Source organism: Streptomyces diversicolor (assembly GCF_057537855.1).
Genome location: NZ_BAAJXA010000031.1, coordinates 1 through 24316, shown reverse-complemented (window position 1 = coordinate 24316; position 24316 = coordinate 1). Strand labels below are relative to the sequence as shown.

The following is a 24316-nucleotide window of genomic DNA, read 5'->3' as shown; positions in this document are numbered from 1 at the left end:
GGATGCTGCCGCCTGAACTGCCGCCGCTGCCCGCCCTGACCCGGGCCGAGAGCGAGCTGATCGACCGTTACCTGGAGGCGGTCGACCTGCTCGGCCGGATCAATCCGGCGCGGGCCGAGCACACCTACCACGGCCTTCGGGCCGCCCAGGCGCTGGTGCGCACCGCGATGGAGCTGCGGGACGCGCTGGCCCTGATGCACACGCGAGGCGAGATCGAGGTGCACACGGCCACCCTGGCACGGGCACTGCGCGTGCTGGACGGCGAGCGGCGCGCCGCCCGGGTCGCCGTGCCGCCCGACGGCGCGGGCTGACGCGGGCGCACCGGGCCCCCGCGGGCCGCCGAGCCGACGAGCCGACGAGCCGTCATAGAACGGGCCGAAACGGTCCAAACGGTCTACCCCTGTTCGGCGTAGCCCGGCTTCCTTTTTCGGGCGCGGGAGAGTTGGGTACGGCGAGTGGTCGACAGCCGCGCCGAGGTGCTTCGGCGCTGGTCCGGGGGTGCGCAGCCCCCTCGGCCGGGTATCGAACAGAGCACTGTCCAGCCGAACGGCTGAGTGGTGAACAACGCCACACATCCCCGGTTCCGTTGGGATTTTCGGACAGTTGTGAGTGAAGATCCCTGTCTGACGACAAGCCCCCGCCACCGCGGCGGGGCGGTCCGGGCGGACGCCGAGTCCTGCCGCCGCCCGGATGACCGGTCGACAGGAGTGGATCGGCAGGAGTGGAGGACCCGAGCAAGACGGGTCGCCGGAGCGGACGCTGTTCCGTTCCGAGCAGCCCTTGGGGTGAAGCCGTGGCGACACGGCCGGGCAACTTCGCCAGCCCGAATCCGACAGGTCATCCTTCACAGGCGGCTGACGAAGGGTTGCGCATGACTGCGCTCAATCGTGTCCCGTCGCTGATGGCCCGGGCCGGTACGGCCTCGGCACTGACCCTCGCCGCCGTGGGCGGCTCGATCGTGGTCCCCGGCCTCGCGTCCGACGCGGAGGCCGCGACCACGGCGACGAAGGCGCTGCGGATCGCGGCGTCCAAGAAGGGGTCACCGTACAAGTGGGGCGCCACCGGGCCGCGCAGGTTCGACTGCTCCGGGCTCACGCTGTACTCGTTCAAGAAGGCGGGCAAGGCCCTGCCGCGCACGGCCGCCCAGCAGTACAACAAGACGCGCCACATCTCGGCCAAGAGCCGCAAGGCCGGGGACCTGGTGTTCTTCCATTCGGGCTCCAACGTCTACCACGTGGGCATCTATGCGGGTCATGGGAAGATCTGGCACGCCCCGAAGACCGGGGACGTGGTGCGGCTGCAGAAGATCTGGACGCGGAGCGTCTGGTACGGCCGGGTCGGCTGACCCTACGGTTCCTGCCGGCCCACCGCCGTCACCGGGTGGGCCGGCACGGTCCAGGGCAGTTCCACGGTGATGGTCTTGCCGCCCTCGCGGGTGGGCCGGACGCGCAGCTTGCCGCCGCTTTCGGCGGTGAGCCAGCGGATGATGACCATGCCGCGGCCGTTGTCCTGCTGGACGGCCGCGGGGAGTCTCTTCGGGAAGCGCGGATGACTGTCGGTGACACCGATGCGCAGACGCGCGTCACGGTCGAGCGCGAGGTCGACCGTGAAGGTGGGTGACTGGCCGAAGGTGTGCTGCACGGCGTTGGTGGCCAGCTCGGAGACGATGAGGCGGATCGTCTCGGCGGCGTCCGTGTCCGACGGCAGACCCCACTCCACGAGGGTGCTCAGCACATGCGCGCGGGCCGCGGAGACCGAGGCGGGATCGCTCGGCAGAGTGATGGATGCTTCCAGATGGTCTGCCATGGCGGTGTCGTCCCTTTCCCACGGGACCGCAGTCCGACACGGAGCGGATGGTTCGAGTACGGTCCCGGACTGGTGCTTCGTGGCCAGACTGCCATCAGTGCGCCGGTCACGCGGGGCATCCACCGGGATATGCATATATCTGTCGCTCGAAGCGGTGAACTCTGCGACGGCAGACCGTATTTGGGCGGCTCGTAAGGAGTAAGGAGTTGCCCATGCAGCACGGTCCCGCGGTACGCCGCCGGAAACTGGGCGCCGAACTGCGCGCCCTGCGCACCGGCGCCGGTCTCACGAGCGGTGAGGCGGCCCGGTTGGTGGGCTGGCACCAGTCGAAGGTGAGCCGCGTCGAGACGGGCGCGAGTGGCGTGAAACCGACCGATGTGCGGCTGCTGCTCGACGCGTACGACGTGCGGGACGCCCAACTGCGGGAGTTGCTGCTGGTGTTGGCGGGGTCCGAGGACGCAGGCGATCGACACCGCTGGTGGCACGCCTACCGCGGGGTGCTGCCGCCCACCTACCGGGACTTCATCAGCCTGGAGTCGCAGGCCAGCGGGATGCGCACGCTGGAGACGTCGGTCGTGCCCGGGCTGCTGCAGACGCCCGAGTACGCCCGCGCGGTGACCCGGGCCGCGGTGGACGCGCTGGACGAGGACCGGCTGGACGCGCTGGTGGAGGTGCGGCTCGCCCGGCAGGACGTGCTGCGTTCGCAGCCGCCGCTGGAGCTGAGCGCCGTGCTGGACGAGGCGGTGCTGCGCCGGGAGGTCGGCGGACCGGGCGTCATGGCACGGCAGTTGGAACGGCTGACGGAGGCGGCACGGCTGCCGCAGGTAAGGCTCCAGGTGCTGCCTTTTGCCGCCGGAGCACACATCGGCATCACCGGGCCTTTCGTTATCTTCTCATTTCGGAGCACTTCTGATCTGGATGTTGTTGTTCTTGACCAGCTGACGAGTAGCCTCTACCTCGAACGGAAAGAAGACCTCCAGGCCTACACGGAGGCCTTCAACTCCCTTCAGATCCACGCCCTTTCGCCCGAGGACTCGTTGGATTACATCGCCGCGATAGGTGACGGCGCGTAAGGAGGCACCATGACCGCACTGCCTCGGAACGTACCTTCCACTGCCCAACTGCCCGCTGTGCGCTGGCTGCGCAGCAGCTACAGCACGGGAGCCAACAACTGCGTGGAGACGGCACGGCCGCGCTCCGGTCCGCTGACCGGACTGCTCGCCGTGCGCGACTCCAAGGACCCGGCCGGGCCCGCGCTGCTCTTCTCCCCCGAGAGCTGGGCGGACTTCCTCGCCGCGTTGTGTTGACCCCCGTACCGCCCCGTCCGACCGACCGCTACTGACCGATTCCGCCCGGGCGGCGCACGGCCGTGTCACGCCGACTCATGGTCGCGCCCCGCCGATCACCCTTACAGCGCGTTCGATGTCCGCCCCGGAGAGGTCCGCACGGGCGGTGAGCCTGAGCCGTGAGACACCGTCGGGAACGGAAGGCGGACGGAAACAGCCCACGGTGAGGCCGGCCGCACGGCAGTCGTCCGCCCAGCGGACGGCCTCCTCCGGGGACGGCGCGCGCACGGAGACGACCGCGGCGTCCGGGCGCACCGCCTGGAGGCCCGCCGCGGTCAGTCGTGCGTGCAGTTCGGCGGCGACCTGACGCGCGCGTGCCGCCCGCTGCGGTTCGCGGCGCAGCAGGCGCAGGGCCGCGAGCGCCGCGCCCGCCGCGGCGGGCGCGAGGCCCGTGTCGAAGATGAAGGTGCGGGCCGCGTTGACGAGGTGGTCGATCACCCGCGCTGGGCCGAGCACGGCGCCGCCCTGGCTGCCCAGCGACTTGGACAGGGTGGCCGTGACGACGACGTCGTCGGCGCCCGCGAGACCGGCCGCGTGCGCAGCTCCCCGGCCGCCGTCCCCCAGCACGCCAAGACCGTGGGCGTCGTCCACCAGCAGCCCCGCGCCGTGTTCCCGGCACGCCTCGGCGAGGGCGGTGAGCGGCGCGGCGTCCCCGTCGACCGAGAAGACCGTGTCCGAGACGACGAGCGCGGGCCCCTCGTGCGGGCCCAGCGCCTTGCGCACCGCCTCCGGGTGGGCGTGCCCGACCACCTGGGTGACACCGCGGGCCAGCCGGCAGCCGTCGATGAGGGAGGCGTGGTTGCCCGCGTCGGAGACGATCAGGCAGCCGTGCGGCCCCAGCGTGGTGACCGCGGCGAGATTCGCGGCGTATCCGGAGGAGAGGACAAGGGCCGCCTCGAAGCCGCAGAAGGCGGCCAGCTCGCGCTCCAGTTCGCCGTGCAGCTCCGTGCTGCCGGTGACCAGTCGCGAGCCGGTGGCTCCGCCGCCCCAGGCGCGCGCCGCGTCGGCGGCGCCCGCGATGACCTCCGGGTGCCGGGCCAGGCCCAGGTAGTCGTTGCTCGCGAGGTCGAGGAGCGGCGAGTCGGCGGCACGGGGGCGCAGCGTGCGTACGAGTCCGGCACGGCGGCGCAGCCTGGCCTGCTCGTCGATCCAGCCGAACGCCATGGTTCCTCCGGGGATTTGTAGGCAGTGAACAGACCCTAGCCGGGCCGTCTGCCGTCCATTGTGTGGCCATGCCCACACGTCGAACCGTCGGCGTTGTATGAACCCTCCTTGGCCGGGACCGCTCCCGCAGGGCAGGATCGGACCCCATGGACTTCCTGAACACGCTCGTGGACAAGGGCCTGCGGCGCGAGCCGCCGACCCGCGACGAGGCACTCGCCGTGCTCGCCACCTCGGACGACGACCTGCTCGACGTGGTGGCCGCGGCCGGCCGGGTGCGCCGGCACTGGTTCGGCCGGCGCGTGAAACTCAACTATCTGGTCAATCTCAAGTCCGGTCTGTGTCCCGAGGACTGCTCCTACTGCTCGCAGCGGCTGGGTTCGACGGCCGGCATCCTGAAGTACACCTGGCTCAGGCCGGACGAGGCGTCCGAGGCCGCCGCCGCGGGCCTGGCCGGCGGCGCCAAGCGGGTGTGCCTGGTGGCCAGCGGCCGGGGCCCGACGGACCGGGACGTGGACCGGGTGTCCGAGACGATCAGGACCATCAAGGAACGCAACGAGGGCGTCGAGGTCTGCGCGTGCCTCGGTCTGCTCTCCGACGGCCAGGCCGAGCGGCTGCGCGCGGCCGGCGCCGACGCCTACAACCACAACCTCAACACCTCCGAGGGAACGTACGCGGACATCACGACGACGCACACGTACGCCGATCGGGTGGACACGGTGCACAAGGCGCACGCGGCGGGGCTGTCCCCGTGCTCCGGGCTGATCGCGGGCATGGGCGAGAGCGACGCGGACCTGGTCGACGTGGTCTTCGCGCTGCGCGCGCTGGACCCGGACTCGGTGCCGGTGAACTTCCTGATCCCGTTCGAGGGCACCCCGCTGGCCAAGGAGTGGAACCTGACGCCGCAGCGCTGTCTGCGCATCCTCGCGATGGTCCGGTTCGTCTGCCCCGACGTCGAGGTCCGGGTGGCCGGCGGTCGCGAGGTGCATCTGCGCACCCTGCAACCGCTCGCGCTGCACCTGGCCAACTCCGTCTTCCTCGGCGACTACCTCACCAGCGAGGGGCAGGCGGGCAGGGCCGACCTGGAGATGATCGCGGACGCCGGGTTCGTGGTGGAGGGCGCCGACGAGGTGACGCTGCCGGAGCACCGGGCGGCCGGAGCGGGCGGCTGCGGATCGCACACCGAGCAGGGCGGCCGGACCCACGAGGGCGGCGGCGGGTGCGGTGCGGCCGTCTCCCCGCCACGGGAGAGCGAGGCGCGCACCGACCTGGTCGCCGTCCGCCGCCGCGGCCCCGGAACGGACCTCGCGCCCAATGCCTGACCTCGACGTCCCCGCGCTGCTGGAACTGGACCGGCGGCATGTGTGGCATCCGTACGGCCCGATGCCCGGGCGCGCCGAACCGCTCGTCGTGGCGTCGGCGAGCGGGGTCCGGCTGCGACTGGCCGACGGCTCGGGCGAGCTGGTCGACGGCATGGCGTCCTGGTGGTCGGCGATCCACGGCTACAACCACCCGGTGCTCAACGAGGCCGCGCGGGGCCAGCTGGCGCGGATGAGCCATGTGATGTTCGGCGGGCTCACGCACGAGCCCGCCGTCCGGCTCGCGAAGCTCCTTGTCGACATGTCACCCAACGGGCTTGAGCATGTCTTCCTCGCCGACTCCGGCTCGGTCTCGGTCGAGGTCGCGGTCAAGATGTGCCTGCAGTACTGGCGCTCGCTCGGCCGCCCCCGAAAGCGCCGGCTGCTGACCTGGCGGGGCGGCTACCACGGCGACACCTGGCAGCCGATGTCCGTATGCGACCCCGAGGGCGGGATGCACGGGCTGTGGGCCGGGGTGCTGCCGCGCCAGGTCTTCGCCGACCCGCCGCCGGCCGGGTACGAGGAGGCGTACGCCGAGCGGTTGCGCGAGCTGATCGGGCGGCACGCCGACGACTTGGCCGCCGTGATCGTGGAGCCGGTGGTGCAGGGCGCGGGCGGGATGCGGTTCCACTCGCCCCGGTATCTGCGGGTGCTGCGGGAGGCGTGCGACGCGCATGACGTGCTGCTGGTGTTCGACGAGATCGCGACCGGATTCGGCCGGACGGGCACGCTGTTCGCCGCGGAGCACGCGGCCGTGACGCCGGACGTGATGTGCGTGGGCAAGGCGCTGACCGGCGGGTATCTGACGATGGCGGCGACGTTGTGCACCGCGCGGGTGGCGGCGGGGATCTCCCGGGGCGAGGTCCCGGTCCTCGCGCACGGCCCGACGTTCATGGGCAATCCGCTGGCCGCGGCCGTCGCCTGCGCGTCGATCGAGCTGCTGCTGGGGCAGGACTGGCGCACGGAGGTCAAGCGGATCGAGACGGGCCTGCGGAGGGGTCTCGCGCCGGCCTCGGACCTGCCCGGGGTGCGTGACGTACGGGTCCTGGGCGCCATCGGCGTGGTGCAGCTCGACCACGAGGTGGACCTGGCGGCGGCCACAGCGGCGGCCGTGCGGGCGGGCGTGTGGCTGCGGCCGTTCCGCGATCTGGTGTACACGATGCCGCCGTATGTCACCGGTGACGAGGACGTGGCACGGATCGCGGCCGCGGTGTGCGCGGCGGCGCGGGAGGGTTGAGATGCCGGTTCTGGTGATCACGGGCACGGGCACGGAGGTCGGCAAGACGGTCACCACCGCGGCGGTGGCCGCCGCCGCGCTGGCGGCCGGCCGGTCGGTGGCCGTGCTGAAGGCGGCGCAGACGGGGCTGAGGCCGGGCGAGCGCGGGGACGCGGACGAGGCGGCGCGGCTCGCGGGCCCGGTGACGGCGGCCGAACTGGCCCGCTATCCGGAGCCGTTGGCGCCGTGGACGGCGGCCAGGCGGTCCGGCCTCGCCCCCGTGCGTCCCTGCGAGGTCGCCGACGCCGCCGCCAAGCTGGCCACCGAGCACGATCTGGTGCTGGTCGAGGGAGCGGGCGGGCTGCTCGTGCGGTTCGACGCGGCGGGCGGCACCCTGGCGGACGTGGCCCGGCTGCTCGCGGCGCCGGTGCTGGTGGTCGCGTCGGCCGGCCTGGGCACGCTGAACACGACGGAGCTGACGGCGCGTGAACTGCGCGCGCGTGCCGTGGAGTTGCTGGGGGTGGTGATCGGCAGCTGGCCCCGGTCCGCCGATCTCGCCGCGCGGTGCAATCTCGCGGATCTGCCTCAGGTGGCAGACGCCCCGCTGCTCGGCGCCCTGCCGGCCGGGGCCGGCGCCCTGCCACCGCCCGAGTTCCGCAGGGCGGCCCCGACGTGGCTGTCCCCGCGCCTTGAGGGCACCTGGGACGCGGCGTCCTTCCGGACCCGGCAGGCTCCGCCCGCGGGCCCGCCACGGTGACGGAGCGGCGTTCGGGTACGGCGGGCAGGAGCGGGCGGGCGTCGGCCGGGCCGGGTCACAGGGTCCAGTGGTGCAGCCGCCGTGCGATGTCGGACACCGACGCCTCCCCGTCCTTGACCAGCCGGGCCAGATCGCGGACCTGTTCCGGCGAGGTGGTGACCTTCAGGCCGCTGGCGACGAGATAGGCGTAGGCGACGGCGGAGGCGAACAGGGCGTTGGACCGCTCCAGCGCGGGCACATGGATCAGCAGCTGGAGCAGGGCGGCGGCGCGGGCGTGCGGGCCCTCGTAGACGGGGACGTCGAATATCTCGGCCCGGTGCCGGGCGACCGCGGCGACCAGCGCGCCCCAGTCGGTGACCTGGGGGTCCCCCGGTGTCTTCTGCTCCGCGAGCATGAGCAGCCAGGCGAGATCGATGCTCAGGTCGTTCAACGGATCAGCGCCGGCCTTCGCTCCGGCCGGTGCCGCGGTCCTCGCCGAACTCCTCCGCGAACACGCCCTCGTACTGCTTCATGAAGTCCGCGGCTGCCTCCACGAAGGTGCGGCCGGCCTCCCCGGTGTCCTGCCGGACCAGCTCTTCGATATAGCGGTTGACGCTCATGCCGCGGGCCTGGGCGCGCTCGCGGGCGGCCCGGGCGGTGCCCTCGTCCACGCGTACGTTCAGCTGGGTCTTGGCCATACCCCTGACGCTAGCGCCGGACCGCTAGCGGCGGCAAGCGGGCCGCCCCGGGCCTTGCCCCTTGCACCGGTAGCGGGGACCCGGCCTGGGGCGGAGGCCGCGTCGGCCGCGCGGGGCAGTGCCGCAGACGACCGACGGCACAGCGCGGCCCTTCCAGCGGAGCGCCTAGCGGGCGGCCCTTGCGAACGAGGCGTCGAGTCCGCTCTTCAGGACCCGGGCGACCGGGCGCTCGACGAGCCGGTGCACCAGCCAGCTCAGCACCAGGAAGGCCGCGATCACGACGGCGACCACCAGCCGGACGTCCATCGTGTCGCGCAGGCGGTGGATCAGCGTCGTACCGGCCACGTAGTGCATCAGATAGAGCGGGTAGGTAAGACAGCCGGCGGTGACCAGCCACTTCCAGCGGATGCGGTCGGTCAGGCCGAGCGCGACGGCCACCATGACCAGCATGAACACGGTGAAGATCAGTACGGCTCCGCGCCAGCTGGAGACACCCTCGTACTCCACCCGCATCCCCAGCTCCCGCTGGCCCATCAGCCACGCCATGGCCAGGATGCCCCACAGCATCAGGTCCTGGCCGAAGCGGTGCATGAGGTAGAGGGCGAGGCCGGCGATGAAGTACCAGGCGCCGCTCGGGTCGGCCACCAGATTCAGCAGCGGCAGCTCGGCGACCGGCGCGAGCATCGCCGCCGCGCCCCACACACAGCAGAACACCACGACCCTGCGGTACGTCAGGCCCATGGCGACGACGACCAGGAACAGGAGGTAGAAGCGCAGCTCCGACCAGAGGGTCCAGTAGACGGGGTCGACGTTCGGCACGCCCGAACCGGCCTGCAGCATCGTGAGGTTGAGCAGGACGTCGCGCAGGGCGAGCCGGTCCCACACGCCGGGCAGCGCCACCAGCACGCCCGTGGTGAAGACGACGCCGAACCAGTAGGCGGGGTACAGGCGGATCACCCGCGAGACGAAGAACTGCCGGGGGGTGCGGCCCCAGCAGGACATGCAGATGACGAAACCGCTGATCACGAAGAAGATCTCGACGCCGATCCAGCCGAAGGAGGCGAACCGGAACACCGTGGGCATCAGATCGGACACCGGCCGGTCCCAGATCGCGTTGCCCGGCCGGTCGGCCCGCTTGGTGCCGGCGTAGTGGTGCAGGACCACCATCAGGGCGGCGGCCAGGCGGATGCCGTCGACGACGTACAGCCGGGGGCGGGCCCGCCCGGCGGTCGCGCGCTTCGACGCGGACTCCGGCTGGGGCGAACGCTCGGCGAGTGCGACGCCGCCGGTGGATGTCGACGAGCTGCCGTCCACAGCGTGCATCAGGGCTAAGCCATCCCTCATGAGACAACCTCGGGCCTTGTGGCCCACGGACGGTTCACGCTACGTCCACGCCTTCCGCGCCATCGGGGCAGGAAAGAATAAATTACGCATGCCGTGACAGAGAGTTACCACATCTCTCATCTGCCGGTCGCGCAACGTTTTCCATTGCTTCACTTCGTCTCACTGCGCGGGCAGCGCGCCCGCGGCGGAAACCGTTCGCCAGGCCGGGGGGCGCTCTGCTTGGCTCGCCGCATGAGTGATCTCCACATCCGCTGTGCCGTCCCGGCCGACATCGACGCCGTGCTGCGGTTCTGGCGCGAGGCCGCGGAAGGCACCAGCATCAGCGACGACCACGACGGAGTCGGCCGGCTCATCGCACGGGACCCCGAGGCGCTGCTCCTCGCCGAGCGCGAGCGCGACGGACTCCTCGTCGGCACGGTGATCGCCGGCTTCGACGGATGGCGGTGCTCCGCGTACCGGCTCGCCGTGCACCCGGCGCACCGTCGGCAGGGCATCGCCACCGCCCTGCTCGAAGCGGCCGAACAGCGCTTCACCGCCCTCGGGGGCCGACGGGTCGACGCCATGGTCCTGGAGGCCAACGAGCGGGCCCATCACGCCTGGGGCGCGGCCGGCTACCACCGCGAGGACCACTGGCGGCGCTGGGTCAAACCACTGTGAGCACGCGCCTTAGCCCCCGGTGACACACCCCGCCCCGGTCCGCGCGGCATGCGCGGCGGGGCGCCGGGTACCGGAAGGGAGCGGGCGGCGGCCGGGGCCCGGCTCACCGGCCGGCACCCTTTGCTCGTCCTTTACTATTGAAGGATCATGGGGCCGCCCGGCCCCCCTGCCCCGGTGACGAAAGGTGTGAGCGTCCGCTCATGGACGAGCCTCCCAGTCCGCGACATCGCGCGATCCTCCCTGCCCTGGCCGATCATGGGACGGAGGTGAACCGATGACCGAAGTGCTCCTCCTGCTGGTGGCGGTCCTGCTCTCGCTCGCCTGCGGCGCCTTCGTCGCCGCCGAGTTCTCGCTGACCACGGTGGAACGCGGCGAACTGGAGCGCGCCGCCGAGCGCGGCGAGCGCGGCGCGGCCGGCGCCCTCAAGGCCGTACGGAATCTGACGTTCCAGCTCTCCGGCGCGCAGCTCGGCATCACGGTCACCAACCTGGTCGTCGGCATGCTCTCCGAGCCGTCCATCGCCCGGCTGATCGCGGGCCCGCTCAGGGCCGTCGGCGTCCCGTCCTCCGCGTCCGGCTCCATCGCGCTGGTCATCGGCACCGCGCTGTCCACGGTGTTCCTGATGGTCGTCGGCGAGCTGGTGCCCAAGAACTGGGCGATCTCCTCGCCGCTGGCCGTGGCCCGGCGGGTGGGCAGTCCGCAGCGCTGGTTCAGCGCCGCCTTCCGCCCCTTCATCACGCATCTGAACAACACCGCCAACCGCGTGGTGCGCCGCTTCGGCGTGGAGCCGGCCGAGGAACTGGCCTCCGCGCGCGGACCGCAGGAGCTGGCGGCGCTGGCCCGCCACTCCGCCAAGCAGGGCGCCCTGGAGGCGGACACCGCCGAACTGTTCGTACGCACCCTGAACCTGGCCGACCTCACCGCGGAGAACGTGATGACACCGCGGGTCCAGGTCGTCGCCCTCGACGTCCAGGCGACCTGCGAGGACGTGGCCAACGCGACCCGGGCGACCGGGCTGTCACGGTTCCCGGTCTACCGCGGCGGCCTGGACACGGTGGTCGGGGTCGCGCACATCAAGGACGTGCTGGCGGTGCCCGGCGAGGAGCGGGCCCGCTGCGGCGTCGCGCAGGTGATGCGCGAGCCGCTGCTCGTGCCCGAGTCGCTGACCGTGGACCGGCTGCTGTACCGGCTGTCGGGCAAGCGCACGATGGCGGTGGTCATCGACGAGTACGGCGGTACGGCGGGCGTGGCGACCCTGGAGGACATCGTCGAGGAGGTCGTCGGCGAGGTGCGCGACGAGCACGACCCGCACGAGACACCCGACCTCGCCCCCGCCGGGGCCGACGAGGAGGGCAGGGCCGTCTACTCGGCCGACGGCGCCGCCCGCACCGACCAGCTCGCCCGCGTGGGCCTGCGGGTGCCCGAAGGCCCGTACGAGACCCTGGCCGGTCTGGTCGCCACCGAGCTGGGCCGGATTCCCGCGGTCGGCGACCGCGTCGAGGTCGCCGGCTGGCGGCTCGACGTGGTCGACGCCGCCGGGCACCGGGCCGCCCGGGTGCGGCTGCACGCACCGCTCGACACCGGGGCCGACGCGAGCGCGGAGGACGAGAAGTGACCGCCGTACAGCTGCTGATCGGTCTGGCGACCCTCGTCGTCAACGCCTTCTTCGTGGGTGCCGAGTTCGCCCTGATCTCCGTCCGGCGCTCGCAGATCGAACCGCACGCCGAGTCGGGCGAACGGCGCGCGAAGATCGTGCTGTGGGGCCTGGAGCACGTGTCCGTGCTGATGGCCGCCGCCCAGCTGGGCATCACCCTGTGCACGCTGGTCCTGGGCGTGGTCGCGGAGCCCGCCATCGCGCATCTGCTGGAGCCGGTCTTCCACGCGGTGGGTGTGCCCAAGGGCGCGGGCCACGCCGTGTCCTTCGTGCTCGCGCTGGCGCTGGCGACGTATCTGCACATGCTGCTCGGCGAGATGGTGCCCAAGAACATCGCCCTCGCCGAACCCGTGCGCAGCGCGCTGCTGCTCGGCCCGCCCCTGGTCGCGCTGTCCCGGGCGCTGCGCCCGGTGATCTTCACGGTCAACGCCTTCGCGAACGCCCTGCTCAAGCTGCTCAGGGTCGAGGCGAAGGACGAGGTCACGGCGACGTTCTCGGACGCGGAACTGGCCCAGATCGTGAAGGACGCCGGCGCGGCGGGCCTGATCGACGACCGGGCGCAGGAGCGGCTGCACGACGCACTGGAGCTGGGCCGGCGTCCGGTGCGCGATGTGGTGGTCCCGCTGGCGGACGTGGTCTACGCGCGCGTGGGCGTCACCCCCGAGCAACTGGAGCAGTTGTCCGCGCAGTCGGGCTTCTCCCGCTTCCCGGTGGTGGACGAGGGGCGCCACATCGTCGGCTATCTGCACGTCAAGGACGCGTTGGACGCCTCGCCACGGGACATGCCGCTGCGGCTGCGGGACATGCGGCCCGTCGCGCGCGTACGGGAGAGCACACCGCTGGACGACGTGCTCACCGCGATGCGCGGCAGCCGTACGCATCTGGCGGCCGTCATCGGCGCCGACGGGCGGCTGGCCGGTCTGGTGACGATGGAGGACGTGCTGCGGGAGCTGTTCGGCCAGCACGCCTGAGGCCCGGCGGGGCCCCGGCCCGACCGACCGGCGGGTACGCGCGCGGGATACGATCGCTGACGCCATGCAGACGATCCCCGCGCCTTTCCCGCCCGCCCCGCGTCCGTCGCACTCCAGCCTGGTCGCGGTCGGCGACTCCTTCACCGAAGGCATGTCGGACCTGCTGCCGGACGGCTCCTACCGGGGCTGGGCCGATCTGCTCGCGGCGCGGATGGCCGCCCGGAGCCCCGGGTTCCGGTACGCCAATCTCGCGGTGCGCGGCAAGCTGATCGGGCAGATCGTCGAGGAGCAGGTCGAGGTGGCGGCCGGCATGAACGCCGATGTGGTCACGCTGGTCGGCGGGCTGAACGACACGCTGCGGCCCGGGTGCGACATGGGGCGGGTGCGGGGGCTGCTGACGGAGGCGGTGGAACGGCTGGCGCCCTCCTGCAAGCAGCTCGTGCTGATGCGCAGCCCGGGGCGCCGCGGACCCGTCCTGGAGCGGTTCCGGCCGCGCATGGAAGAGCTGTACGCCTGCGTCGACGCGCTCGCCGAACGCCACGGCGCCCTGGTCGTGGACCTGTACGGGGCGCCCTCGCTTGCCGACCCGCGGATGTGGCACGCGGACCGGCTGCACCTGACGGCGGAGGGGCACCGCCGGGTCGCCGAGGCCGTCTGGCAGAGGCTCGGCTACGCCGCCGAGGACACCGAGTGGCACGTCCCGCTGCCCGCCGAGGCGCCGCCGGGCTGGGTCACCCGGCGAACCGCGGACGTGCGCTTCGCCCGGCAGCACCTGCTGCCCTGGATCGGGCGCAGGCTGACCGGGCGTTCCTCCGGCGACGGCCGCCCGGCCAAGCGCCCCGAACTGCTCCCCTACGAGGGCCCCACGGCGTAGCGTCGCCGCCATGACCACCCGGGTGATCAACCTCAGGGGCCGGATCCACGACGTCGGCCCCCGCCTGGAGAACGCCCCCGCGGACGTCGTGTACGTGGGCCGCCGCTGGGCCCTGGGCGGCTGGGACCTGCCCCGGCATCCGCTGTACAACCCGTTCGCTCACCACACCGCGGCGAAGCGACGGGACGGCACCCGGGCCGAGGTCATGGCGATGTACCGGGCGTATCTGCTGGAGCGCCCCGAGCTGCTGGAGCTGGTGCCGGGGCTGCGCGACCGGACCCTCGCCTGCTGGTGCGTGCCCGAGATGTGCCACGCCCAGGTGCTGGCGGAGCTGGCGGACACCGGCGAGACGGAGGAGGCGGACGAGGGCGGCGAGCTTGGCGAGGCGATCGAGGCCGCCCCCGAGCCAGGCGAGGCGGCCGAGGGCGTCCCCGAGCCGGATCAGGCAGGCGAGGCGCCGTAGCCCGCGCCCGGCGCCCGGCGTGCGCACGCGCGGCACCGCATGACCGCCGGCCGCGGTGAACATCGGCGCGGCCCCCCACCCGGACCGTGGGCGTACGCGCCCCACCCGGTCCGTGGGTGTATGCGCGCTCCGGAGCGGATCCGGACAGCCGGTATGCTCCGTACACGTGACTTCCGCTCCCGCCAAGCCCCGCATCCCGAACGTCCTCGCCGGACGCTACGCCTCCGCCGAACTGGCCACGCTCTGGTCGCCCGAGCAGAAGGTGAGGCTGGAGCGGCAGCTCTGGCTCGCCGTGCTGCGGGCCCAGAAGGACCTCGGGGTCGAGGTACCTGAAGCGGCGATCGCCGACTACGAGCGGGTTCTCGACACCGTCGACCTGGCCTCGATCGCGGAGCGCGAGAAGGTCACGCGGCACGACGTGAAGGCGCGGATCGAGGAGTTCAACTCCCTCGCCGGGCACGAGCACGTCCACAAGGGCATGACCTCCCGCGATCTGACGGAGAACGTCGAGCAGTTGCAGATCCGGCTCTCCCTTGAGCTGATGCGCGACCGCACGGTGGCCGTCCTGGCACGCCTGGGCAGGCTGGCGGGCGAGTACGCCGAGCTGGTCATGGCGGGCCGCTCCCACAACGTCGCCGCGCAGGCCACCACGCTCGGCAAGCGCTTCGCGACCGCCGCCGACGAACTGCTCGTCGCCCACGGCCGCGTCGAGGAACTGCTGCGCCGCTATCCGCTGCGCGGCATCAAGGGCCCGGTCGGCACGGCGCAGGACATGCTGGACCTGCTGGGCGGCGACGCGTCGAAGCTCGCCGAGCTGGAGGAGCGGATCGCCCGGCACCTCGGCTTCGCGCACGCCTTCACCTCGGTCGGCCAGGTCTATCCGCGCTCGCTGGACTACGAGGTGGTGACCGCGCTGGTGCAGCTGGCGGCGGCGCCGTCGTCGCTGGCCAGAACGATCCGGCTGATGGCCGGGCACGAGCTGGTCACCGAGGGCTTCAAGCCGGGCCAGGTCGGCTCCTCCGCGATGCCGCACAAGATGAACACCCGCTCCTGCGAGCGCGTCAACGGCCTGATGGTGGTCCTGCGCGGCTACGCCTCGATGACCGGCGAACTCGCGGGCGACCAGTGGAACGAGGGCGACGTGTCCTGCTCGGTGGTGCGCCGGGTCGCGCTGCCGGACGCCTTCTTCGCGCTGGACGGCCTGCTGGAGACCTTCCTGACCGTGCTCGACGAGTTCGGTGCCTTCCCCGCCGTCATCGCCCGCGAGCTGGACCGCTATCTTCCGTTCCTCGCCACGACCAAGGTCCTGATGGGCGCCGTGCGGGCCGGTGTCGGCCGCGAGGTGGCCCACGAGGCCATCAAGGAGAACGCGGTCGCCACGGCGCTCGCCATGCGTGAGCAGGGCGCCGAGCGCAACGACCTGCTCGACAAGCTGGCCGCCGACGAGCGGCTGCCGCTGGACCGGGAGGGGTTGCGGGCGCTCATGGCCGACAAGCTGTCCTTCACGGGTGCGGCGGCCGACCAGGTCGGCGTCGTCGTCGGCCGGATCGAGGAGATCGTCAAGCAGCACCCGCAGGCCGCGGGCTACGTCCCCGGAGCGATCCTCTGACCCGCTTGACCCGGGCGGAGCTGGAGGCCGCCCGCGGCCGTCTGGTGCCGGACGTGGTCGCGGACGGCCTTCGCGTGCTGTTCTGCGGCATCAACCCCGGTCTGATGACGGCCGCGACGGGCCACCACTTCGCGCGCCCCGGCAACCGGTTCTGGCCGGTGCTGCATCGGTCCGGGTTCACGCCGCGGCTGCTGAAGCCGTCGGAGCAGCGGGAGTTGCTGTCGTACGGGCTGGGCATCACCAACGTGGTGGCACGGGCGACGGCGCGGGCCGACGAGCTGTCCGCCGCGGAGTACGCCGAGGGCGGGCGGCTGCTCGCCGCGAAGGTGACGCGGCTGCGGCCGAGGTGGCTTGCCGTGGTCGGAGTGACCGCGTACCGTGCGGCGTTCGACGACCGGCGGGCACAGGTGGGGCCGCAGGAACGGCGCATCGGGGACACCCGGGTGTGGGTGCTGCCCAACCCGAGCGGGCTCAATGCGCTGTGGACTACACCCAAACTGACGGATGCGTTTCGTGCGTTTCGGCTGGTCACAAGGCCACCCGACGCGTCGTGTGCGGGTAGCCCCGAGGAGTAGTCTAGCCGTCTAGTCCACCCCCAGCGACGGCTACCGCTGCCCGGCCCGTGCTGCCAGCGCCGGAATCGCCGCGATCTTCTCCGAGCTAAGGTCAGCCCAAACAAGGCCGCTGGGTCGGCGCCGGTTGGCACACGGAATCACCTCGTCGGGCGTGACGATGTAGTCCACGGAGAAGTCATGCTCGGTCTCGGGGATGTCGTCCTCGATCAGCTGGAGCCGATGAACCGGCGCGACGATCACCGTCCGGTCCGTCACCAAGCCAGCTTCGATCAAGAGCGCAACCTCAAGGTCGGAGTACCCGGCACCCTTGCCGATGCGTGCGCCCGAGCGGTTCACGGCCACACTGCCACACACCACCACGTCGATAGGTTCCATCGACTCTGGCGCAAGCCGGCGGGCAACCTGAGCCGCGCCCTTCTTCTCGGCGGCTTCCTCGGGCGGAAGCCCGAGATTCTTGGGGTCGAGCAGGTAGAATGGTTCGAGCGACGCCATACGCGGCACGGCCATGTAGACGCGCTTGCCGTCCTTGAGAGCGCGAACCCTCACCGGAAGCTGCGCCCAGTCGGGGTTGGCCTTCACGGTGGTGGCCTGCTGCCAGAAGCCTTGACCGGCCAGCTGCTCCGCCGTGCCCTCGGCACCGTAGAAGCCGGGGATCTTCCCGTATGAGTCGGCCGGTGCGCCGCCACCGTCGATGAGACGACGCCACACCTTCTCGCGCAGCTCCTGCTTGGCCTGGTCGATGTCGTTCACGTACTCCCGCCCTGTACCTAACTCGCCGCCATCAAGGCCAGCAACCGATCGTTGATCTCCTGCGCCCATGGTTCACTGCGCCACGGCCGAAGCTCCCGACCAGCGGCAAACGCCAGATTAAGCCCGCCACCGCCACGCGTCAGTTCGACCGCATCAATCGTGCGGTGCATCGCCGCCGCTGCCTCGTCGAGCTTCCGTTGCCGGATGAGCGCCAAGGTCAGGTTGCCGAGTGCGATGGCCTGAGACTTCTTCTTCGCACTCAGTGCCCGCGTAGTCATACGGAGGATGGGTTCGGCGCGTTCGGGGAGGTCGAGGAACAGGTAACACGAGCCAGCGAGCCGGTTGTATTCGTTGACCGTGTAGTACGGCGCGGCCACATCATCCGGGTCGACACGGTCGAACTGGTCTTCCGCCTTCCTCAGTGCTGCCTCGCATTCGTTCGTCGCGCCGGTCATGGCGTGACCCTCAGCGACATGCAGAAGCGACAGACCTGTTAGTGACGGGCTCACCAGCTTGGCGGCTTCGGCGGCTTGCTCGGCGAGCGTCACACCTCTGGTCGGATTCTTCTCGCCGTAGAGCGCCACGTAAGCCATTCGCAGCGTTGCGTATGACTCCGTGGATGGATCGCGAGCGTGCCGCGCAGCGTTGACCGCTTCCTCGAAGTACCCAAGCGGAGCGTGATGGTCGCGTCGTTGACTGACATCCCACACCAGTTGGCCCATGAACGTCGCTGAGTCAGCCTCGACCTCGTACAGCGCCCGGCGCACGCGCGGACTCGCAGCATTCTCCCGAAGGAACTTTACCTGGCCGTGCAGCTGTCCGGCCGTACCGAGTAGCCCGGTCGACACCTCAAGGTCGTAGGACTCATCCAGCTGACGCAGCCGCTCGTGAAGGTAGGCCACCACCATCAGGTCAGCCGACGCTGGATTCTCCAGGGCGTACGACATCCGCTCACTTGGGCGAGTGTCAGTGACCGTCACGTCGTCCAGTAGCGCTTGAAGTTCCTCAACCGACACCACGAGCGCTCGCGCCAGTCTTGGCCGTATCCATGCTTGTGGTTCGGTCTCGGCGCTCTCCCAACGACCTACCGTTGAACGCTCGACGCCTAGATAGTCGGCCAGTGCCTCTTGCGTGAAGCCTGCCGTTTTGCGACGTTGAGCGAGGCGTATGCGCTTCGCTGCCATCGCCCATCCCTTCGGGTGCACGGGGCGAGGTTTCACCTTAGCCTCGTTGACCGCATCCGTGCAGGCCAGACCGCGGAGTGCCACACGGATGCGTCATCGGTGCAGCACGTTTGCTGTGGTGTTTGCGCAGGTCAAACCGCTTCTCTGGCTGGCAGGTTGGCGAGTGGTTGAGACGGTGCCACCGCTCGCCAACCGTTCCAGTCCCCCGGGAGGAACGGATGCGACCAGCCATGTTCGGCTACATGCGGCTCACCGCAGGTGAAGACAGCCGCGACGAAATCCAGACGACCGAACGGGAGTTGGCGTTCCACGCCACTCGCGAAGGCTTCTCCTTGGAGCGGCTGTTCATCGAACGCCTCGACTATGACGACGAGTCGGCGTTCTTCACGCTCGTCGACGCCCTCAAGACCACCGAGATCAAGCATGTCATCGTGCCGTCCCTATGGCACTTCGCTCGGTTGCCAGGGCTCCAGGCCGCCATGCGCGACCACATCGAACGCGAGATCGGCGCACGGCTGTGGATCGTTCAAGGGGGCAAGCGATGAGCCAAGCGCAACCTGCGATCGGCTACGTCCGTGCCCTCACTGGAATCGACATGGGTGATGTCGTGCGCCTGAGCGGTGACATGGCCCGTCTCGCTGAACGCGAGGGCCTCACGCTGGCCGAGGTGTTCATCGAGAAGGAGCCCGCGCGGACGACGGCGCTTGAGGCGATGACCCGGTACTGCCAGCGGCACGACATTCGCAACGTAGTGGTGCCGACAAGCGAGCACCTGAACACGCTGCCTGTCCTCGCGACCCTCGCGAAAGAGCTGCTGCAAGAAGAAATCGGCGGTCAGGTGTGGATCGTCATCTCTACCGATGAGGAGCTGTCATGCCCTCCGACGCCGTGACCCCGATCCCTCTGCTTGCTGCGTCGCTGCGGATGACCGCTGTGCCTTCGGCTGTGGCCTGCTCGCGGATGTTCGTTCAGCACACGCTGACGCGTTGGAAGTTGGAAGACCTCGCGGAGACGACGACGCTCATCATGAGTGAGCTTGTCACCAACGCGATCAGGGCCAGCGGCATCACTGCCTTCAACCCGAAACCCTGGCAGATCAAGGCTGAGCACGTCATCGGGATACAGATCCGCGCCATCGAGGCCAGCCTGTACACCGATGTTTGGGACAGAACCGCTGCGGCTCCCGTCCGGAAGAGCCCCATGCTTGATGCAGAGGGTGGACGCGGCCTGGTGCTTGTTGAGTCGCTTGCCAAGCAGTGGGATGTCTTTCGCCCTCGCAGCGGAGGCAAGGTCGTATGGGCTGAGTTCCCTCTCGGGATGGCCGTAGAAGAACCCTCTCTCGACCACCAGCGACCGCCGCTGATGCTGCCCGAAGGTATCCGTGCGGCCAGCGGACCGGTTGAACGGCAGGCCCGTACGGCTCTCTTCGAGCACCTGATGGATACGACCGTTGAGCACTTGTGCGCTGCGCACTTGGACGATGGAAGCTACGGCTCGCGGCCGGCGGACCGTTGGTGAGGTCGTTCTAGGACGAGTGAACGCCCGATGAGACCGGGTCAGATCTGGGATCTGTTCGACTGGTACCAGGGTGCTTGCTTCCGCTGCGAAGCCGTCCGTATCCCTGTCGCCCTGGTCGGCGAGATGACCGCACATGACGTGACACTGCCGCTGTACGCCTGCCACCACCGCATCTCCCGCATGCAGCAGTCGCATTGGTTCGCCACGGGCCGTCGAGCCTGGCAGCTTGAACGGCTCCAGCTACCGCCCCGCAGCGGATCACGTAGGACACGATCACTTGCCGCCCGGTGGCTGCGCTACAGGAAGAGGAGCGGTTACGTAGGGAGGACTGGAGCGGGTCAGGCATCTGATCGTACATAGCCCATGAGTGATCACTTTCATAGAAGAGCGCCTGTGCTTCGCGAAGCACAGGCGCCTGCTTGTTACCGGTAAGTCATTTCCATCCATTCGCGCGGGTGAGTCAATATCGAGCCAGTTGGCCGAAAATAATCGAAAGAACTAGAGCACTTCCTGCGTGGAATAGATAACGTGTTCGACTTTGTTCGCTCTATGTGCGTAACTGGCGGGACGCCTGCTACGCTCCTCTTCACTTGTTCGAAGGCGTGTTGTGGGGCCCTGTGGGGACAGTGGTTCTACTGATCATACTTACGCTCGCCTTTGGAAAGTGAAAGTTTTACACTAGGGGGGCGCATGCTTTCTAAGATCGTCATTCAGAACTATCGCACCTTTCGAGCGTTCAGGCTCGATTTTGATCCCGACATGAACATCTTGGTCGGTGACAATGACGCAGGTAAGTCGACGATTTTGGAAGCAATCGAACTAGGCTTGACGGGCAAGCTGCGGGGGCGGCCCCTCTATCAAGACCTGTCGCCGTATCTATTCCACCGAGACGCCGTATCCGAATGGATTGCTGCGTTGAAGACTGGGCGAAACGTTCCTCCTCCAGAAATCATCATCGACCTCTTTCTTGCGCCGTCGCCTGCGACTGCCGGCCTGAAAGGGACCAACAACCTCCTCAAGGCCGATGAACCCGGCGTGCGCATTCGCGTGGCCTTGAACACCGACTACATGGCGGAATACGAAGAGTTCATCACGCAGCCGGACAAGGTTCGGCTGATTCCGACGGAGTACTACAAGGTTGAGTGGCTGGCCTTTGACGGAAACGGGGTCACGTTCCGCAGCATCCCGGCCACTGCTTCGCTCATCGACGCCGCGAACATCCACCTTCAAAGCGGTGTCGACTACTACATGAAGCACATCCTCAATGACTACCTTGAGACCGATGAACGTGTGAAGTTGACCCGCGCCTACCGGGGCCTCCGTGAGACATTCGCTGAGGACGAGTCGATCGTGAAGATCAACGCGGCGCTGCGGGGTGCTCCGAGCAATGTAAGCGACCGCGAGCTGACGCTGAACATCGACGTGTCACAGAAGTCGAGTTGGGAAAGCGGCATCGTGCCCCACCTCGACGACCTTCCGTATCAATTCGTCGGCAAGGGAGAGCAGAGCACGCTGAAGATCCTGCTCGCCCTGAACAAGAAAGTGGACGACGCACATATCTTGCTCGTTGAGGAGCCGGAGAACCACCTCTCGTTCCCGAACCTCGGCAAGCTCGTCCACAAGATCAGTACGACGTGCAAGGACCGTCAGGTCTTCATCACCACCCACAGTTCGTACGTGCTGAACAAGCTGGGGCTCGACAAGCTCGTACTCCTGTCTTCAACCGAAGGGGTTCGGCTCGATCGGCTTCCGGACGGTACGCAGAACTACTTCAGGAAGCTCTCCGGGTATGACACGCTTCGCCTGGTCTTGGCGAAGAAGTCGATCCTCGTTGAAGGCCCATCGGACGAGTTGGTAGTGCAGCGCGCCCACATGGACATGCACGGCGGCAAGTTGCCTGCCGAGTGCGGCATCGACGTCATCAACGTGCGAGGACTCTCCTTCAAGCGCTTCCTCGACATCGCCATGCTGCTCCCACAGAACTTCGTCGCTGTCGTCACGGACAACGACGGCAAGGACGCCAGCGACGTGAAGCAGCGCTACGCGAGCTACACCACGGAGCCCAACATCTCCGTGCACGTCGGGGAGGACAAGAGCTTCAAAACCTTGGAGCCGCAGCTCTTCAAGGTGAACGGCCGGGCCACGCTGAATGCTGTCCTCGGGCAGAGCTTCACCACTGACGATGATCTGCTCGATCACATGAAGAAGCACAAGACCGACTCGGCGCTCGCCATCTTCGAGAGCGACCAGACCATCACCATGCCGAAGTACCTCAAGGACGCGGTGGATGCAGTCTCATAACAACCGGGCCATCATCGCGGCGGCCGGCTCACGCAAGACACAGCACATCATCGACCAGGTCCTCGGCGACCCGACGAAGCGCGTCTTGGTGACGACGTACACCAACGAGAACCTGAACCAGATCGTGGACCGACTGAGCGGCGGAACCGGTCTTCTGCCGAGCCATGTCACCGTCGTGGGATGGTTCACGTTTCTCATGAACCAGTGCGCCCGGCCGTACCAAAGCTATGTACTGGGCGATGTCGGTGTGATGGGCGGACTCAACTTCTTGGGCCAGCGGCCCCGGTTCGCCCGCAAGGACAACCCCAAGAAGTACTACCTTGACTCCGCCAGCGCGGCATACCGCAACGAGGTCGCCGCCATCGCTCATGAGGCGAACCGAGAAAGCGGCGGCAAGGTCGTGGATCGGCTCGTGGGGATGTACGACCACATCTACGTCGACGAGATCCAGGACATGGCAGGTTATGACCTTGACCTGCTCGACGCTCTAATGAAGTCGCCGATCTCCCTCACGATGGTGGGTGACCCCCGCCAGGCGACCTACTGGACGAATACCTCTCCAAGAAATAAGCGGTACAGGGGAAGCGGTATCGTCGACTGGTTCGGCGAACGTAAGGGCCGCTGCGAGATCGATAACCGCGTCGAAAGCTACCGCTGTAATCAGGCGATCTGCGATTTCGCGGATGATCTGTACCCGAAACTTCCTCGCACGATCTCGAAGAACGCCGAAATCACGGGGCACGACGGCATCTTTCCGATCAAGAGCTCCGAGGTAGACGAGTACATGCGGAAGTACTCGCCGGTCGTGCTGCGGTGGGATCGCCGGACGCCCACTGGTGGCCACGAAGCGATGAACATGGGTGCCTCAAAGGGCAGCACGTACGACCGCGTACTCATCTTCCCGACGAAGCCCATGATCGCCTACTACCAGACTCGCGACTTCAACACGCTCAATGAACAGGCAAAGTTCTACGTCGCGGTAACACGAGCCAAGTACAGCGTGGCCTTCGTCCTCCCGTAGTAGCCCAAAAATCTGGTGAATCCTCTCGTACCAGTAGCTACGGTTGGTCAGGATAGGGGTTGGTGCACGAGAGGAACGCCTCATGACAAACACTAAGTCGGCAGCAAGTCCGTGGGATTCGCCGATCTTCCAGCCGCTTCTTCACGAGGCTGGCCTTGCAGCCCACCTTGTGCATTGGACTCACAACCTTACGCAAGGCCAACTATCAGGAGCCGGAGAAATATTACGGAGGCTTCTTCAGCTACACGATCGGGCTTGAGCGCGTCATGAAATTGACGGTCCTGCTCGACTCGCTTGTGGAAGACGGGAAGTTCCTTAGCGATCAGCAACTAAAGAGCGCGTATGGCCACGACTTGAACAAGTTGCTCAACGCCGTCCAGCGCATCCGAGCGAGGCTCGACCAGAGTGGGCTTCGCTGGCAACTGCCGCATCCAGACATCATCGACGGCGCGGTAAAGTTCCTCGCCGAGTTCGCCAAGACTACCCGCTACTACAACCTTAACGTGCTGTCGGGAAAGACCCCGTCTCTTGACCCAGTAGCGCGCTGGTTCCAGGTAGTTGGGAAGCCGCTGCTTGACAAGCGGCCTGCGCGGCAGACACGCCGGAACGCGGCGCACGCTAGTGCCATCCACGAGCTTATTGGGGACAAGGCGCTCATCCGATCCATGCGTGAGGACGGCACCCCAGTGACGAGCATCGAAGAAGCCGCCATCGCTGAGCACGACAGCGAGTACGTGGCAAAGGAAGGCACCTTCCTCTGTGTGGCACTGGCGCGGTACACCGTCGAAGTGCTTCGCCATCGAGGGGATGCGGCACGCGGTGCGGGTCACGTGATTCCCGATCTGGGAGATTTCTTCGCCTTGTTCGGTAACGATGACGCGCTTCTCAAGAACCGTAAGTCGTTTGTGGTGAGGTAGGCGGAGTGCCCGGCTGACACAGAGCCGGGCACTTCTTGTGTGGACTCCGAGATGTCAAGTAGCTCTCGTCTGCCACCATCACGGGGCGCTCTCTCGCCGCTCCGCGGTCGTCTTGATTGAGTTGAACCAACCGTACGCTGGCCGTGAGCGGTTGATC

26 protein-coding genes and 1 pseudogene are annotated in these 24316 nt (G+C 68.7%); 20 read left to right on the top strand and 7 right to left on the bottom strand.

Annotated elements, in window-relative coordinates:
* Positions 1-2: 2 nt before the first annotated feature.
* Together AC27LF_RS31005 and AC27LF_RS31000 are read left to right on the top strand one after the other, a co-directional pair.
* Complete coding sequence (locus AC27LF_RS31005) at positions 3-311, top strand: hypothetical protein (RefSeq protein WP_479660877.1); 309 nt, start codon at positions 3-5, stop codon at positions 309-311.
* Positions 312-871: 560 nt separating this feature from the next.
* Complete coding sequence (locus AC27LF_RS31000) at positions 872-1345, top strand: C40 family peptidase (RefSeq protein WP_479660878.1); 474 nt, start codon at positions 872-874, stop codon at positions 1343-1345.
* Positions 1346-1347: 2 nt separating this feature from the next.
* On the opposite strand, the gene AC27LF_RS30995 is transcribed toward AC27LF_RS31000, so the two are convergent.
* Positions 1348-1806, bottom strand: a complete 459-nt coding sequence (locus AC27LF_RS30995; protein ID WP_479660879.1) for an ATP-binding protein — start codon at positions 1804-1806, stop codon at positions 1348-1350.
* A gap of 212 nt (positions 1807-2018) precedes the next feature.
* On the opposite strand from AC27LF_RS30995, the gene AC27LF_RS30990 reads away from it, so the two are divergent.
* Positions 2019-2879 (top strand): helix-turn-helix domain-containing protein, encoded by an 861-nt coding sequence (locus tag AC27LF_RS30990; protein WP_479660880.1) that lies wholly within the window; start codon positions 2019-2021, stop codon positions 2877-2879.
* A 9-nt stretch (positions 2880-2888) separates the two neighbouring features.
* Entirely contained in the window at positions 2889-3113 is a 225-nt protein-coding gene (locus AC27LF_RS30985) for a DUF397 domain-containing protein (RefSeq protein WP_479660881.1), read from the top strand.
* A 75-nt stretch (positions 3114-3188) separates the two neighbouring features.
* Here the strand turns inward: AC27LF_RS30985 and AC27LF_RS30980 are convergent, their stop codons facing one another.
* A complete protein-coding gene (locus AC27LF_RS30980) occupies positions 3189-4316 on the bottom strand; it encodes an 8-amino-7-oxononanoate synthase (RefSeq protein WP_479660882.1) in 1128 nt (375 codons plus the stop codon).
* 146 nt (positions 4317-4462) lie between these two features.
* On the opposite strand from AC27LF_RS30980, the gene bioB reads away from it, so the two are divergent.
* Genes bioB through bioD form a run of 3 tightly spaced genes read left to right on the top strand, consistent with a single transcriptional unit; the run spans position 4463 to position 7644 of the window.
* On the top strand, positions 4463-5635 hold the full coding sequence (bioB, locus tag AC27LF_RS30975; RefSeq protein ID WP_479660883.1) for a biotin synthase BioB: 1173 nt from the start codon (positions 4463-4465) through the stop codon (positions 5633-5635).
* Positions 5628-6908, top strand: a complete 1281-nt coding sequence (locus tag AC27LF_RS30970; RefSeq protein WP_479660884.1) for an adenosylmethionine--8-amino-7-oxononanoate transaminase — start codon at positions 5628-5630, stop codon at positions 6906-6908. The genes bioB and AC27LF_RS30970 overlap by 8 nt, the downstream gene beginning before the upstream one ends.
* Before the next feature lies 1 nt (position 6909).
* Positions 6910-7644, top strand: coding sequence for a dethiobiotin synthase (gene bioD / locus AC27LF_RS30965; RefSeq protein ID WP_479660885.1), 735 nt, complete (start codon positions 6910-6912; stop codon positions 7642-7644).
* A 55-nt stretch (positions 7645-7699) separates the two neighbouring features.
* On the opposite strand, the gene AC27LF_RS30960 is transcribed toward bioD, so the two are convergent.
* From AC27LF_RS30960 to AC27LF_RS30950, 3 genes are all read right to left on the bottom strand, one after another.
* Entirely contained in the window at positions 7700-8074 is a 375-nt protein-coding gene (locus AC27LF_RS30960) for a fic family toxin-antitoxin system, toxin component (protein ID WP_479660886.1), read from the bottom strand.
* 4 nt (positions 8075-8078) lie between these two features.
* Positions 8079-8321 carry a toxin-antitoxin system HicB family antitoxin gene (locus tag AC27LF_RS30955; RefSeq protein ID WP_479660887.1) on the bottom strand — a complete coding sequence of 81 codons (243 nt, stop codon included), beginning with the start codon at positions 8319-8321 and terminating at the stop codon, positions 8079-8081.
* 165 nt (positions 8322-8486) lie between these two features.
* Entirely contained in the window at positions 8487-9665 is a 1179-nt protein-coding gene (locus AC27LF_RS30950; RefSeq protein ID WP_479660888.1) for an acyltransferase family protein, read from the bottom strand.
* A 231-nt stretch (positions 9666-9896) separates the two neighbouring features.
* Between AC27LF_RS30950 and AC27LF_RS30945 the strand changes: the two genes are divergently transcribed.
* The 7 genes and pseudogenes from AC27LF_RS30945 (at position 9897) to mug (ending at position 16468) form a co-directional block, all read left to right on the top strand.
* The gene (locus AC27LF_RS30945; RefSeq protein ID WP_479660889.1) at positions 9897-10322 is read left to right on the top strand and encodes a GNAT family N-acetyltransferase; all 426 of its coding nucleotides are present in this window, start codon (positions 9897-9899) and stop codon (positions 10320-10322) included.
* Positions 10323-10596: 274 nt separating this feature from the next.
* Positions 10597-11937: a hemolysin family protein gene (locus AC27LF_RS30940; protein WP_479660890.1), complete on the top strand. Its 1341-nt coding sequence runs from the start codon at positions 10597-10599 to the stop codon at positions 11935-11937.
* Positions 11934-12947 (top strand): hemolysin family protein, encoded by a 1014-nt coding sequence (locus AC27LF_RS30935; RefSeq protein ID WP_479660891.1) that lies wholly within the window; start codon positions 11934-11936, stop codon positions 12945-12947. Before AC27LF_RS30940 ends, AC27LF_RS30935 begins: the two co-directional genes overlap by 4 nt.
* 64 nt (positions 12948-13011) lie before the next feature.
* Complete coding sequence (locus tag AC27LF_RS30930; RefSeq protein WP_479660892.1) at positions 13012-13821, top strand: SGNH/GDSL hydrolase family protein; 810 nt, start codon at positions 13012-13014, stop codon at positions 13819-13821.
* 10 nt (positions 13822-13831) lie between these two features.
* Positions 13832-14161: pseudogene (locus AC27LF_RS30925) on the top strand (DUF4326 domain-containing protein); the annotation flags it as partial.
* A gap of 289 nt (positions 14162-14450) precedes the next feature.
* Positions 14451-15893, top strand: coding sequence for an adenylosuccinate lyase (gene purB, locus AC27LF_RS30920; RefSeq protein WP_479660893.1), 1443 nt, complete (start codon positions 14451-14453; stop codon positions 15891-15893).
* A 5-nt stretch (positions 15894-15898) separates the two neighbouring features.
* Entirely contained in the window at positions 15899-16468 is a 570-nt protein-coding gene (gene mug, locus AC27LF_RS30915) for a G/U mismatch-specific DNA glycosylase (RefSeq protein ID WP_479660894.1), read from the top strand.
* Between the two features lie 30 nt (positions 16469-16498).
* Here the strand turns inward: mug and AC27LF_RS30910 are convergent, their stop codons facing one another.
* A complete protein-coding gene (locus AC27LF_RS30910) occupies positions 16499-17218 on the bottom strand; it encodes a 5-formyltetrahydrofolate cyclo-ligase (RefSeq protein WP_479660895.1) in 720 nt (239 codons plus the stop codon).
* A gap of 17 nt (positions 17219-17235) precedes the next feature.
* Positions 17236-18402, bottom strand: a complete 1167-nt coding sequence (locus AC27LF_RS30905; RefSeq protein WP_479660896.1) for a helix-turn-helix transcriptional regulator — start codon at positions 18400-18402, stop codon at positions 17236-17238.
* A 230-nt stretch (positions 18403-18632) separates the two neighbouring features.
* On the opposite strand from AC27LF_RS30905, the gene AC27LF_RS30900 reads away from it, so the two are divergent.
* The 6 genes from AC27LF_RS30900 to AC27LF_RS30875 all read left to right on the top strand — a co-directional run bounded on the left by AC27LF_RS30900 (position 18633) and on the right by AC27LF_RS30875 (position 24159).
* A complete protein-coding gene (locus AC27LF_RS30900; protein ID WP_479660897.1) occupies positions 18633-18947 on the top strand; it encodes a penta-EF hand family protein in 315 nt (104 codons plus the stop codon).
* Positions 18944-19294 carry a hypothetical protein gene (locus AC27LF_RS30895; RefSeq protein ID WP_479660898.1) on the top strand — a complete coding sequence of 117 codons (351 nt, stop codon included), beginning with the start codon at positions 18944-18946 and terminating at the stop codon, positions 19292-19294. The genes AC27LF_RS30900 and AC27LF_RS30895 overlap by 4 nt, the downstream gene beginning before the upstream one ends.
* A complete protein-coding gene (locus tag AC27LF_RS30890) occupies positions 19276-19920 on the top strand; it encodes an ATP-binding protein (RefSeq protein WP_479660899.1) in 645 nt (214 codons plus the stop codon). Before AC27LF_RS30895 ends, AC27LF_RS30890 begins: the two co-directional genes overlap by 19 nt.
* A 690-nt stretch (positions 19921-20610) precedes the next feature.
* Positions 20611-22221, top strand: a complete 1611-nt coding sequence (locus AC27LF_RS30885; RefSeq protein WP_479660900.1) for an ATP-dependent nuclease — start codon at positions 20611-20613, stop codon at positions 22219-22221.
* Entirely contained in the window at positions 22208-23242 is a 1035-nt protein-coding gene (locus AC27LF_RS30880; RefSeq protein ID WP_479660901.1) for a UvrD-helicase domain-containing protein, read from the top strand. Before AC27LF_RS30885 ends, AC27LF_RS30880 begins: the two co-directional genes overlap by 14 nt.
* A gap of 155 nt (positions 23243-23397) precedes the next feature.
* Positions 23398-24159 carry a hypothetical protein gene (locus tag AC27LF_RS30875; protein ID WP_479660902.1) on the top strand — a complete coding sequence of 254 codons (762 nt, stop codon included), beginning with the start codon at positions 23398-23400 and terminating at the stop codon, positions 24157-24159.
* Positions 24160-24316 lie beyond the last annotated feature (157 nt).